The sequence below is a fragment of the Stenotrophomonas maltophilia group sp. LNF247 genome (assembly GCF_054083135.1).
The window spans coordinates 36,902-49,964 of sequence record NZ_JBSRQL010000005.1; the positions used below are offsets into that span (position 1 = coordinate 36,902).

The following is a 13,063-nucleotide window of genomic DNA, read 5'->3' on the forward strand; positions in this document are numbered from 1 at the left end:
GCATTACTTTGCTACCACACCTGTCCACGCATCCTCCAGGGACCTGACGATGTCGCACCCAACCTTCCCGTCCGGCCGTCGCAGCGGAATCTGCGCTGCCGCACTGCTGATCTCCACCTCCCTGCTGCTGGGCGGTTGCGCCGCAGGGCCCAATTCCGAAGCCAAGGCCGCCGACACCAAGGAGGAGAAGAAGGTCGATGCGGTCCCGGTCGAAGTGGCCGTGGCCAGCCATCGCGCGGTCGCGGCCAGTTACACAGGCACCGCCGCGCTGGAACCACGCGCCGAGTCGCAGGTGGTGGCCAAGACCTCCGGTGTGGCGCTGGCGGTGCTGGTCGAGGAAGGCCAGCGGGTCACCGCCGGCCAGCCGCTGGTGCGCCTGGACCCGGACCGCGCACGCTTGGCCGTAGCCCAGAGCGAAGCGCAGATGCGCAAGCTGGAGAACAACTACCAGCGTGCACAGAAACTGGTTGGTCAGCAGATGGTCAGTGCGGCCGATGTCGACCAGCTGCGTTTCGACCTGGAGAACGTCCGCGCGCAGTACCGCCTGGCCACGCTGGAACTGTCCTATACCACGGTGGTGGCGCCGATCTCCGGCGTGATCGCCTCGCGCTCGATCAAGACCGGCAACTTCGTCCAGATCAACACGCCGATCTTCCGCATCGTCGACAACTCGCGCCTGGAAGCCACCCTCAACGTGCCCGAGCGCGAGCTGGCCACGTTGCGCGCCGGTCAGCCGGTAACCCTGGCCGCCGACGCGTTGCCGGGCCAGAGCTTCACCGGCACCGTCGACCGCATCGCGCCGGTGGTGGATTCGGGCAGCGGCACGTTTCGCGTGGTCAGTGCCTTCGATGGCGCCGCGCACGCGCTGCAGCCCGGCATGTTCGGGCGCATCCGCATCGATTACGACCAGCGTGCCGATGCGCTCGTGGTGCCGCGCCTGGCGCTGCTCGACGACGGTGAGCCGGCGGTGTTCCGGGTGCGCGAAGGCAAGGTCGCACGCGTTCCGGTCAAGCTGGGTTACGCCGAGGGCCCGTGGGTGGAGATCCGTGATGGCCTGGCGGCCGGTGATCAGGTGGTCACCGCCGGCAAGGTCGCGCTGCGCGATGGCACCGCAGTGCAGGTGATCGCTGATCCGAAGGCAAAGGCGAAGACGGTCGCAGCGGCCGCCAAGCCGGCAGACAAGGCCGGGAGCAAGCAATGACCGCCCCGGGCCACGACCACGGTGCCTCGCCGGCGAGCGACGGCGCCGCCGCCGGCATGCGCGGCGGCCTGGTGGAATTCGCCACCCGCCGCCGCGTGACCATCGCCATGTGCACGGTCACCCTGCTGCTGTTCGGCCTGATCGCGCTGGGCAACCTCAAGGTCAACCTGCTGCCCGACCTGAGCTACCCGACGCTGACCGTACGCACCGAGTACACCGGTGCGGCGCCGACCGAAATCGAAACCCTGATCACCCAGCCGGTCGAAGAAGCGGTGGGCGTGGTCAAGAACCTGCGCAAGCTGAAGTCGGTCTCGCGCACTGGCCAGAGCGACGTGGTGCTGGAGTTCGCCTGGGGCACCAACATGGACCAGGCCAGCCTGGAGGTGCGCGACAAGATGGAAGCGCTGAACCTGCCACTGGAGGCCAAGGCCCCGGTGCTGCTGCGCTTCAATCCGTCCACCGAACCGATCATGCGTCTGGTGCTGTCGAGCAAGGACGCGCCAGCCACCGATGCCGATGCGATCCGCGAGCTGACCGGCCTGCGCCGCTATGCCGATGAAGACCTGAAGAAGAAGCTGGAGCCGGTCACCGGCGTCGCAGCGGTCAAGGTCGGCGGTGGCCTGGAAGACGAGATCCAGGTCGACATCGACCAGCAGAAGCTGGCGCAGCTGAACCTGCCGATCGACACCGTCATCAAGCGCCTGAAGGACGAGAACATCAACATCTCCGGCGGTCGCCTGGAGGAGGGTTCGCAGCGCTTCCTGGTGCGCACCGTCAACCAGTTCGCCGACCTGGAGGAAATCCGCAACCTGCTGGTCACCACCCAGGGCTCGAACGGCAGCGCGGCCGACTCGGCGTTGCAGCAGATGTTCAACATCGCCGCGTCGACCGGGTCGGCGGCCGCCATCGCGGCGGCGTCGGCGGCACAGAGCGCATCGTCCGGTAGTGGCTCCAGCGTGGTCGCCAACGGCGTGCCGGTGCGCCTGAAGGACGTGGCCACCGTGCGCCAGGGCTACAAGGAGCGTGAAGCGGTGATCCGCCTGGGCGGCAAGGAATCGGTGGAACTGGCGATCTACAAGGAAGGCGACGCCAATACCGTGTCCACCGCCGAAGCGCTGCGCAAGCGCCTGGAGCAGATCAAGGGCACGTTCCCGTCCGATGTCGAAATGACCACCATCGAGGACCAGTCGCGCTTCATCGAGCACGCCATCGCCGACGTCAAGAAGGATGCGGTGATCGGTGGCCTGCTGGCGATCCTGATCATCTTCCTGTTCCTGCGCGATGGCTGGAGCACCTTCGTGATCAGCCTGTCGTTGCCGGTCTCGATCATCGCCACGTTCTTCTTCATGGGCCAGCTCGGCCTCAGCTTGAACGTGATGTCGCTGGGCGGCCTGGCGCTGGCCACCGGCCTGGTGGTGGACGACTCGATCGTGGTGCTGGAGAGCATTGCCAAGGCGCGCGAACGCGGCCTGGGCATCCTGCAGGCGGCGATCGTCGGTACCCGCGAAGTGAGCATGGCCGTGGTCGCCTCGACCCTGACCACCATCGCGGTGTTCCTGCCGCTGGTGTTCGTCGATGGCATCGCCGGCCAGCTGTTCCGCGACCAGGCAATGACCGTGGCGATCGCCATTGCGATCTCGCTGCTGGTGTCGATGACCCTGATCCCGATGCTGAGCTCGCTGAAGGGACGGCCGCCGCTGGCGTTCCCGGAAGAGGCACCGAACGAACCGTGGCAGCCGCAGAACCGTTGGCAGAAGCCGGTGGCGCTGGGGCGCCGTGGTGCCGTGGCGACCGCGCGCTGGAGCTTCTATGCACTGGCCTGGCTGGTCGTGCGGGCGTGGCGTGGCATGGTGGCCGTGGTTGGCCCGGTGATGCGCAAGGCCAGCGATCTGGCGATGAAGCCCTATGCCGGTGCCGAGCGCGGCTACCTGCGCCTGCTGCCGAGCGCGCTGGCCCATCCGGGCAAGGTGCTGGGCGTGGCCACGATCATCTTCGTGGCGACCATGGCGCTGGTGCCGATGCTTGGTGCCGACCTGATCCCGCAGCTGGCGCAGGACCGTTTCGAAATGACGGTGAAGCTGCCGGCCGGCACGCCGCTGAAGCAGACCGATGCGCTGGTGCGCGAGCTGCAGCTGGCCCACGGCAACGGCGAGGGCGTGGCCTCGCTGTATGGCGTCAGCGGCAGCGGCACCCGCCTGGATGCCAGCCCAACCGAGAGCGGCGAGAACATCGGCAAGCTGACCGTGGTGATGGAAGGCGGCGGCGACGCGCGTACCGAGGCGGAGATCACCGAGCGCCTGCGTGACACCATGGGCCAGCATCCGGGTGCACAGGTCGACTTCGCGCGCCCGGCGTTGTTCAGCTTCTCCACGCCGCTGGAAATCGAGCTGCGTGGGCAGGACATGGCGACGCTGGAAGTGGCCGGCCAGCGCCTGGCGGCAATGCTGCGCGGCAACGCGCACTACGCCGACGTGAAGTCCACGGTTGAAGAGGGCTTCCCGGAAATCCAGATCCGCTTCGACCAGGAACGTGCCGGTGCGCTGGGCCTGACCACCCGCCAGATCGCCGACGTGGTGGTGAAGAAGGTGCGCGGCGACGTGGCGACCCGCTACAGCTTCCGCGACCGCAAGATCGACGTGCTGGTGCGTGCCCAGGAAGGCGACCGTGCCAGCGTGGAGAGCATCCGCCGGCTGATCGTCAATCCGGGCAGTACCCGTCCGGTGACGCTGGACGCGGTGGCCGACGTGGTCGCCACCACTGGTCCCAGCGAGATCCATCGCGCTGACCAGACCCGGGTGGCCGTCGTGTCGGCCAACCTGCGCGATATCGATCTGGGCGCGGCCATGCGCGAAGTGCAGCAGATGGTGGCCGAGCAGCCGCTGGGCGCGGGTGTCGGCATGCACATCGGTGGCCAGGGTGAGGAGCTGGCGCAGGCGGCGAAGTCGCTGATCTTCGCCTTCGGCCTGGCCATCTTCCTGGTCTACCTGGTGATGGCCTCGCAGTTCGAATCGCTCCTGCACCCGTTCGTGATCCTGTTCACCATTCCGCTGGCGCTGGTCGGTGCCATCCTGGCGCTGGCACTGACCGGCAAGCCCATCTCGGTGGTGGTGTTCATCGGCCTGATCCTGCTGGTCGGGCTGGTCACCAAGAACGCGATCATCCTGATCGACAAGGTCAACCAGCTGCGCGAGGCCGGCGTGGCCAAGCACGAGGCCCTGGTGGAAGGGGCACGCTCGCGCCTGCGGCCGATCATCATGACCACCCTGTGCACGCTGTTCGGCTTCCTGCCGCTGGCGGTGGCGATGGGCGAGGGTGCCGAAGTGCGCGCGCCGATGGCGATCACCGTGATCGGTGGCCTGCTGGTGTCGACCCTGCTCACCCTGCTGGTGATCCCGGTGGTGTACGACCTGATGGATCGCCGCGGTGATGCCTACTACCGCGAGCGTGGCCGCAAGCACGCCGGCGAGATCGAGCCGGGTGCAGCAGGCAGCGCGGCGGGTGTGGAGGAGCCGGCATGAGTGTTGCCGAGTTCTCCATCCGCCGTCCGGTCACCACCATCATGTGTTTCGTGTCACTGGTGGTGATCGGCCTGATCGCCTCGTTCCGGCTGCCGCTGGAAGCGCTGCCGGACATCTCCGCGCCGTTCCTGTTCGTGCAGATTCCGTACACCGGTTCAACCCCGGAGGAAGTGGAGCGGACCATCATCCGCCCGGTGGAGGAATCGCTGGCGACGATGACCGGCATCAAGCGGATGCGCTCGTCGGCGACCTCCGAGGCGGCGCTGATCTTCATCGAGTTCAGCGACTGGGACCGGGACATTGCCATCGCCGCGTCCGATGCACGCGAGCGCATCGATGCGATCCGCAGCGACCTGCCCGATGACCTGCAGCGCTACAACGTGTTCAAGTGGTCCAGCAGCGACCAGCCGGTGCTGAAGGTGCGCCTGGCCAGCACCACCGACCTGACCACCGCTTACGACATGCTCGACCGCGAGTTCAAGCGGCGCATCGAGCGCATCCCCGGCGTGGCCCGCGTCGACATCACCGGCGCGCCGCCGAACGAGGTGGAGATCGCCATCGATCCGAACCGGCTCAACGCGCATGGGTTGAGCATCAACGAGCTGAGCGAGCGCCTGCGCACGCTGAATTTCTCGATCTCGGCCGGGCAGATCGACGACAACGGCCAGCGCGTGCGCGTGCAGCCGGTGGGCGAGATCACCGACCTGCAGGAAATGCGCGACCTGGTGATCAACGCCAAGGGCCTGCGCCTGGGCGACATCGCCGACGTGCGCCTGAAGCCGGCGCGGATGAACTACGGGCGCCGCCTGGACGGCAACCCGGCCGTCGGCCTGGACATCTTCAAGGAGCGCAGCGCCAACCTGGTGGAGGTGTCGCGCGCGGCGCTGGCTGAAGTCGAGTCGATCCGTGCCGAAGCATCGATGCGCGACGTGCAGATCAAGGTGATCGACAATCAGGGCAAGGCGGTGACCTCCTCGCTGCTGGAACTGGCCGAGGCCGGTGCGGTCGGCCTGATCCTGTCGGTGACGGTGCTGTTCTTCTTCCTGCGCCATTGGCCGTCCACGCTGATGGTGACCCTGGCCATTCCGATCTGCTTCACCATCACCCTGGGTTTCATGTACTTCGTCGGGGTGACGCTGAACATCCTGACCATGATGGGCCTGCTGTTGGCGGTGGGCATGCTGGTCGACAACGCCGTGGTGGTGGTGGAGAGCATCTACCAGGAGCGCGAGCGCATGCCGGGACAGCCGCGCCTGGCCTCGATCATCGGCACCCGCAACGTGGCCATCGCGCTCAGCGCTGGCACCTTGTGCCACTGCATCGTGTTCGTGCCGAACCTGTTCGGCGAGACCAACAACATCAGCATCTTCATGGCGCAGATCGCGATCACCATCTCGGTCTCGCTGCTGGCCTCGTGGCTGGTCGCGGTCAGCCTGATCCCGATGCTGTCCGCGCGCATGGCCACGCCCAAGCTGGTGCACTCGCAGACCGGCCTGATCGCGCGGCTGCAGCGCCGCTACGCCAGGCTGCTGGACTGGTCGCTGCACCATCGCGGCTGGAGCCTGCTCGGCATCGTGCTGGTGGTGCTGGTCAGCCTGGTGCCGATGAAGCTGACCAAGGTCGACATGTTCGGCGGTGATGGCGGCAAGGACATCTTCATCGGCTACATGTGGAAGGGCGCCTATACCTATCGGCAGATGTCCGAGGAGGTGGCGCGCGTGGAGAACTGGATCGACGCCAACCGCGAGCGCCTGCACGTCAAGCAGGTGTACTCCTGGTACAGCGAGCAGGAAGGAAGCTCGACGGTGGTCACCCTGGACGAGAAGTACGCCAAGGACATCAAGGCGCTGCAGGAAGAGCTGCGCAAGGGCCTGCCGAAGTCGGCCCGCACCGACTACTTCGTCGGCAACCAGGGCGGTGATGGCGGCGGTGGCGGCAACCAGGGCGTGCAGGTGCAGCTGGTGGGCGACTCCAGTTCGATGCTGCAGGAGATCGGCCAGGAAGTGGTGCCGCTGCTGGCCCAGCGTGCCGAGCTGCGCGACGTGCGCATCGACAACGGCGAGAAGGGCGGCGAGCTGAAGGTGCGCGTCGACCGCGAGCGTGCCGCCGCATTCGGCTTCAATGCCGAGCAGGTCGCCAGCTTCGTCGGCCTGGCCCTGCGCGGTGCGCCGATGCGCGAGTTCCGCCGCGGCGACAATGAAGTACCGGTATGGGTGCGCTTCGCTGGCGCCGAGCAGAGCAGCCCGGAAGACCTGGCCGGCTTCAGCGTGCGCACCGGCGACGGTCGCAGCGTGCCACTGCTGAGCCTGGTCACCGTTGACGTCGGTTCATCGGCGACCCAGATCGGTCGCACCAACCGCCAGACTACGCTGACCATCAAGGCCAACCTGGCCGAGAAGGTCACCGCACCGGATGGCCGCAAGGCGATGGAATCGGTGCTCAAGCCGATGAACTTCCCGGCCGGCTATGGCTTCACCTTCGATGGCGGCGACTACGGCAACGACGACGAAGCGATGCAGCAGATGGTGTTCAACCTGCTGATCGCGCTGGTGATGATCTACGTGGTGATGGCGGCGGTGTTCGAGTCGCTGCTGTTCCCGGCGGCAATCATGAGTGGCGTGCTGTTCTCGATCTTCGGCGTGTTCTGGCTGTTCTGGATCACCGGCACCTCGTTCGGGATCATGTCCTTCATCGGCATCCTGGTGCTGATGGGCGTGGTGGTGAACAACGGCATCGTGATGATCGAGCACATCAACAACCTGCGGCGCAGCGGCATGGGCCGTACCCAGGCGCTGGTGGAGGGCTCACGTGAGCGATTGCGCCCGATCATGATGACGATGGGCACGGCGATCCTGGCGATGGTGCCGATCTCGCTGACCAACACGCAGATGTTCGGCAATGGTCCGGAGTACGCGCCGATGGCGCGCGCGATTGCCGGCGGGCTTGCGTTCTCCACCGTGGTCAGCCTCCTGTTCCTGCCGACCATCTATGCAGTGCTGGATGACCTGCGCAGTGCGGTGACGCGGCTGATCCGCCGTGCCCGAGGTGTGGAGAGGGTAGAGCCGGGCGCTGCCCGGCTGTAATGCGCGACAACGTGTTGTGGTGTGGGGGAGGCTGGTCGTAGTGGGGCGGCCTCCCCCTTTTTTTGGCTTGAGTCAGGCTTTGCGCAGGAACCAGGTCCGGCGCGTGTACTCGTGACCGAAATCCACCTGCCCGAATCGCGCGATCTCACGCTGACCACGCCTGTAATAGCGCCAGGGCGCTTTGGCCAGCGGAGGGGTTTGCCCGTAGAAAACATCCATGTGACCCACGGGCATCGACTTCGGGGTCACGTGCATGACCACGCTGCGGCGGGTTCCGGCAGAGGGATGCGGGGCGCCGCCATGGAACAGCTGCGGGTGCCAGACGATCACATCGCCTGGCTGCACGTGCACCGACTGCGGCTTCAGGCCAGCGTCTTCGCACTGGCGCGCCACCGCATCCTGATAGGCGGCCCAGCCCTCCGGCGACATGGCGCTGATCGGGCCGTCGCCGAAGACTTCGCGTCGCAGTGCCTGCACATCGATGGGCGGCAACAGGTGGCTACCCGGAACCACGCGCAGGGGGCCATTGCTTTCGTCAACCGCATCCAGCGCGGTCCATACCCCCATGTAGCGCTCGCCCGGGGACGTGCAGAACACTGGCGTATCGCGATGCAATGACTGCTCCGATCCGCGCTCGTAGTAGAGGCTGGTGTAGAGCGTGGTCGGTTCGCCGAGGAAGCGATCGCAGACGTCGATGGCCGGGTTGTCAGTGAGCAGGCGGGTCATCGCATCCACCGCCAGGTGCAGGTTGACGACCCGATACATGCGCTGGTGGTCGTCCAGGTTGCGCGAGACCGCCTTTGGATTGCGCTGTTTGAAGCGCGAGATGCGCTCGTTGATGTCCCTGACCAGTGCGGGTGCGATGGCCTGTCGCACCACCACGAAGCCATCGCGCATCAGCGCATCGTATGCATCCATTGGACTGTTCCTTCCTTAAATGCGGAGTATAGCTACGTGTGGCGGGACGTTACCCCGCCACCTTGCCCCACACCTTGAACGTGGTCAGCCACAGGCCGAGCATGCTGCCGATGTTGGTCAGCATGAACGTCAGCACCACGCGCGTGACCCGATTGCGGTACCAGCCCTTCAGGCTCTGCGCGTCGTCGCGCAGCTTGAGGAAGTCTTCGTACGCCGGCTTGCGCAGGCGCGCTTCCACCAGCGCCGAGAATGCGCCGGTCGGGATGCTCAGGCGGAACGGCTTGAACGGGGCCACCGCGATCGCGGTGAGGATGCTCAGCGGGTGACCGCCTGCCAGCAGGCAGCCCAGGCCCGCCAAGCCGCCGGTAAACATCGCCCAGGTCGCCAGCAGTTCGGTACCCACGCCCAGCCCGCCGCGGTAGAAGCCCACGCCGATGCCGGTCGCCACGATGGCCAGGATGCCGAGCGTGAACCACGGAATGTTGCGCTTCTTCGGTACCGCCTCCAGCTCGGCGCGCAGCGGTGCCGGTGCCTCGGTGTCGGTTTCCAGGTAGCGCGCCAGGCCTGCAAGGTGACCCGCACCCACAACCGCCAGCACTTCACGCTGCTGCGGGTTGTGCTCCTCGCGCAGGCGCGTGGCCATGTAGCGGTCGCGCTCGCCGATGATGGTCTCGTACAGTGCCGGGCTCTCGCTGGCGAACTCGCCGAAGCTCGATTCCAGCATGTCGCCCTGCTTGAGCTTCTCGATCTCGTTCTCGCCCACTTCCTCGGACGAGAAAAGGCCGGCGCCGAGACCGGCAACCAGCTTCAGCTTGCCGAAGAAGCCCAGCCGCTGCGAGGCGCGGCGGAAGGTCAGGCCGACCTCGCGGTCGATCAGGTGCACCGGCAGGTTGCGCTCGCGCGCCAGGTCCACCGCGCGCTTCAGCTCGGCACCGGGCTCGATGTCGAGCTGTTCGGCCAGGCGGCGCTGGTAGGCGGACAGGGCCAGGTTGGCGGCGAACAGGGCGACGCGGCCCTTGCGGATCACATCGACCAGGTCGAGCTTGGCCAGCGTATCCGGGTCGCTCAGCGCCTGCAGGCGCTGCGGGTCCAGTTCAACGGCAACGGCATCGAAGCGGCCGCTGTCGATGGCTTTCTCCACTGCTTCGACGCTGGCGCGCGAAACGTGGGCGGTGCCCAGCAGGGTGTAGCGCACGCCGTCGCGTTCGACGACGCGCACCGGCTGGCCGGCGAACAGATCGTCGCCGGTCTCGGGAAGGGTTTCGGTCATGGGTTCATTCATTGAAAGGTGCGGTTTCGGCGCCATCGCCGAGCGCGCGCTGCATCTGCACGGTGTCCAGCCAGCGGCCATGCTTGCGGCCGAGGCCACGGAACACGCCCACCAGCTCGAAGCCGAAGCGTTCGTGCAGCTTGATCGAGGCGGTGTTGGTCGGTTCGCCGATCACGGCCACCATCTGCCGGTAGCCACGCGCCACGCAGGCATCGATCAGGGCCTGCAGCAGGCTGGTGCCGACGCCCTTGCCCTGGAACGCGGCATCGACGTAGACCGAGTTCTCCACGGTCCACTGGTAGGCAATGCGGGTGCGGTAGGTGTTGGCGTAGGCGTAGCCGGCCACCTGGCCGTCGATTTCGGCGACCAGGTAGGGAAAGCCGCGATCGACAATGTCGCGCATGCGGCGCAGCATCTCGGTCGCGTCCGGAATGTCGTACTCGTAGGTGTTGACGAAGTCGGTCACTTCCACCGCATAGATCGCGGTGATCGCGTCGATGTCGGCCGGGCCGGCATCACGGATGAGGACGGCCATGCGCGGCTCCGGCTCAGTCGATGTAGCGCTTGAGCAGGTCACCGTACGCGTCGATGCGACGGTCGCGCAGGAACGGCCAGATGCGGCGCACGTGCTCGCTGCGCTGCAGGTCGACATCGCACAGCAGCACGGTGGCGTCCGTGCCGGCCTCGGCCAGGAACTCGCCCTGCGGGCCGAGCACGTGGCTGTTGCCCCAGAACTGGATGCCCGAGGCACCCAGCGGCGAGGCTTCGTGGCCGACGCGGTTGCAGCTCAGCACCGGCAGGCCGTTGGCCACGGCATGGCCGCGGTGGCTCAGCACCCAAGCGTCACGCTGGCGGGTCTTCTCGTCCTGCACGTCGTCCGGGTCCCAGCCGATCGCGGTCGGGTAGAGCAGCAGTTCGGCACCGGCCAGCGCCATCAGGCGTGCCGCTTCCGGGTACCACTGGTCCCAGCACACCAGCACGCCCAGGCGGCCCACCGAAGTGTCGATCGGCTTGAAGCCGATGTCGCCCGGGGTGAAGTAGAACTTCTCGTAGAAGCCCGGGTCGTCCGGGATGTGCATCTTGCGGTACTTGCCCAGCAGCGTACCGTCCTTCTCGAACACCACGGCGGTGTTGTGGTACAGGCCGGCGGCGCGGCGCTCGAACAGCGAGCCGACCAGCACCACGCCATGCTGCTTCGCCAGCGCGCCCAGGCGCTCGGTGCTCGGTCCGGGAATCGGCTCGGCCAGGTCGAACTCGTCCACCGACTCGTGCTGGCAGAAGTACGGACCGTTGTGCAGTTCCTGCAGCAGCACCAGCTTGGCACCCTGCGCAGCCGCCTCGGCCACGCGTGCTTCGATCACCGCCAGGTTGGCGGCGGCGTCACCGTGGTTGCGCTCCTGGACCAGGGCGACGGTAAGGGGGCTGCGCGAGTTCATGCGGGGCGTTCCTGCGGGAGAAAACCTGCATGTTAGCGCGGATGGGCGGCCGCAGCGTGTTGCGCGCTGAATGGCGTCCGCACACGGTAGCGCCGGGCCATGCCCGGCGGATTTTCAGGTCGTCGCTGCGCTCGCCGGGCTTGGCCCGGCGCTACCGGTCCGGCTTATGCCTTCAACAGCCCTTCCGGCAGCTGCATGGTGATGCAGTGCAGGCTGCCGTTCTGCCAGATCAGCGAGCGGCAGTGCACCTGCACGATCTCGCGGCCCGGATGGGCCTGGGCCAGCACGTCGCGGGCCAGGTCATCAGCCGGATCGCCGTAGGCCGGCATCAGCACCGCGCCGTTGATGATCAGGTAATTGGCGTACGACGCCGCCAGGCGGCGGCCTTCGTCGATCACCGGCTGTGCCCACGGCAGCGGGAACAGGCGGTACGGCTTCCCATCCTTGGTACGCAGCGCGGCCAGTTCGTTGCCCATCGCCTGCAGTTCGGCGTAGTGCGAGTCGCTCGCGTCGTCGCAGGCCTGGTAGACGATGCTGTCAGGCGAGGCGAAACGGGCCAGGGTGTCGATGTGGGCGTCGGTGTCGTCGCCTTCCAGGTAGCCGTGGTCCAGCCACAGCACGCGGTCCTGCTGCAGCCAGTTGGCCAGGTCGGCGCTCAGGCTGGCGCGGTCGCGGTCCGGGTGGCGCTCGTGCAGGCACTTCCAGGTGGTCAACAGGGTGCCTTCGCCATCGGTCTCGATGCCGCCGCCTTCCAGCGCGAACGGGATGCTGCGCACCGGCGCGTCGTTGAACACGCCGGCCTGGTCCAGCACGCCCACCAGCTGGTCATCCAGGGTGGCGTCGAACTTGCCGCCCCAGCCGGTGAAGCGGAAATCCAGCAGCTGGAAACCGCCATCGGCACGGCGCAGGGTGATCGGGCCGGAGTCACGCAGCCAGGTATCGTCGTAGGCCGCCGTGGTGAAGTGGACCTTGTCCATGTCGATGCGGTTGGAGCGCAGCCGCATCTCGGCGTAGGTCTCCACATCGTCGTCGGCCACGCAGATCAGCACCGGCTGGAAGCGGGTGATGGCCGCGACCAGGGCGATGTAGGTCTCTTCCACCTGGCCCAGGCGGTCAGCCCAGTCGGTATCGGCGGTGGGCCAGGCAATCAGGACGCCGCTCTGGGCTTCCCACTCGGCAGGAAAACGAAGGGTCTGGTTCATGGTCTCGCTACACAGGCCCGCCCACGGCGGGTAAGGGGATCAGCGGATCGGCGGTCTCGGGCCGATTTCGTTCGGGTCCGCCTGGTTGGCCACCACGTCGATCACCTTCTGCTTCTCGAAGTAGACGGTGAACTGCGGGTACACCCAGCGGTTGATGGTCGGCCATTGCCGCTTCTGCCCGCCACGCGGCTGCAGCTGCTCGCTCGGCGCGCCGAACTGCGCCTGCACCTGCTGCATGCTCTGGCCGCGCACGGGCAGGGCACCGGCCGGCTTCTCGCGGGCGCGGTCGACAAGCAGGGTATCGGCCAGCGCCGGCGTGGCGGCGGCCAGGGTGGCCATCACGGCCAGGGCGGACAGGTAACGCTTCATCTCGATCTACTCCCCAGTGGTCAAGAAAGGCGATTACAGCAAAAACGGCAGGAAAAAGCCGCATAA

The 13,063-nt window shown here is 66.9% G+C and carries 9 protein-coding genes; 3 read left to right on the plus strand and 6 right to left on the minus strand.

Annotated features, from left to right (window positions below; all coding sequences use genetic code 11):
* The first annotated feature begins 49 nt into the window (after positions 1-49).
* The 3 genes from ACTXG9_RS06880 to ACTXG9_RS06890 are packed head-to-tail and all read left to right on the plus strand — an operon-like array spanning position 50 to position 7,802.
* Positions 50-1,201, plus strand: a complete 1,152-nt coding sequence (locus ACTXG9_RS06880; protein ID WP_019661291.1) for an efflux RND transporter periplasmic adaptor subunit — start codon at positions 50-52, stop codon at positions 1,199-1,201.
* Positions 1,198-4,719 carry an efflux RND transporter permease subunit gene (locus ACTXG9_RS06885; protein ID WP_456115587.1) on the plus strand — a complete coding sequence of 1,174 codons (3,522 nt, stop codon included), beginning with the start codon at positions 1,198-1,200 and terminating at the stop codon, positions 4,717-4,719. Before ACTXG9_RS06880 ends, ACTXG9_RS06885 begins: the two co-directional genes overlap by 4 nt.
* On the plus strand, positions 4,716-7,802 hold the full coding sequence (locus tag ACTXG9_RS06890) for an efflux RND transporter permease subunit (RefSeq protein WP_456115588.1): 3,087 nt from the start codon (positions 4,716-4,718) through the stop codon (positions 7,800-7,802). The genes ACTXG9_RS06885 and ACTXG9_RS06890 overlap by 4 nt, the downstream gene beginning before the upstream one ends.
* A gap of 72 nt (positions 7,803-7,874) precedes the next feature.
* Here ACTXG9_RS06890 and ACTXG9_RS06895 read toward each other — a convergent pair whose 3' ends face one another.
* The 6 genes from ACTXG9_RS06895 to ACTXG9_RS06920 all read right to left on the minus strand — a co-directional run bounded on the left by ACTXG9_RS06895 (position 7,875) and on the right by ACTXG9_RS06920 (position 12,967).
* On the minus strand, positions 7,875-8,720 hold the full coding sequence (locus tag ACTXG9_RS06895; RefSeq protein ID WP_021204154.1) for a phytanoyl-CoA dioxygenase family protein: 846 nt from the start codon (positions 8,718-8,720) through the stop codon (positions 7,875-7,877).
* A 49-nt stretch (positions 8,721-8,769) separates the two neighbouring features.
* A complete protein-coding gene (locus ACTXG9_RS06900) occupies positions 8,770-9,990 on the minus strand; it encodes a TraB/GumN family protein (protein WP_425605112.1) in 1,221 nt (406 codons plus the stop codon).
* Positions 9,991-9,994: 4 nt separating this feature from the next.
* On the minus strand, positions 9,995-10,525 hold the full coding sequence (locus ACTXG9_RS06905) for a GNAT family N-acetyltransferase (RefSeq protein ID WP_021204152.1): 531 nt from the start codon (positions 10,523-10,525) through the stop codon (positions 9,995-9,997).
* 13 nt (positions 10,526-10,538) lie between these two features.
* Positions 10,539-11,426 carry a carbon-nitrogen hydrolase gene (locus tag ACTXG9_RS06910; RefSeq protein ID WP_021204151.1) on the minus strand — a complete coding sequence of 296 codons (888 nt, stop codon included), beginning with the start codon at positions 11,424-11,426 and terminating at the stop codon, positions 10,539-10,541.
* A gap of 164 nt (positions 11,427-11,590) precedes the next feature.
* Positions 11,591-12,628: an agmatine deiminase family protein gene (locus ACTXG9_RS06915; RefSeq protein WP_155029392.1), complete on the minus strand. Its 1,038-nt coding sequence runs from the start codon at positions 12,626-12,628 to the stop codon at positions 11,591-11,593.
* A 39-nt stretch (positions 12,629-12,667) separates the two neighbouring features.
* The gene (locus tag ACTXG9_RS06920) at positions 12,668-12,967 is read right to left on the minus strand and encodes a hypothetical protein (RefSeq protein ID WP_456115612.1); all 300 of its coding nucleotides are present in this window, start codon (positions 12,965-12,967) and stop codon (positions 12,668-12,670) included.
* Positions 12,968-13,063 lie beyond the last annotated feature (96 nt).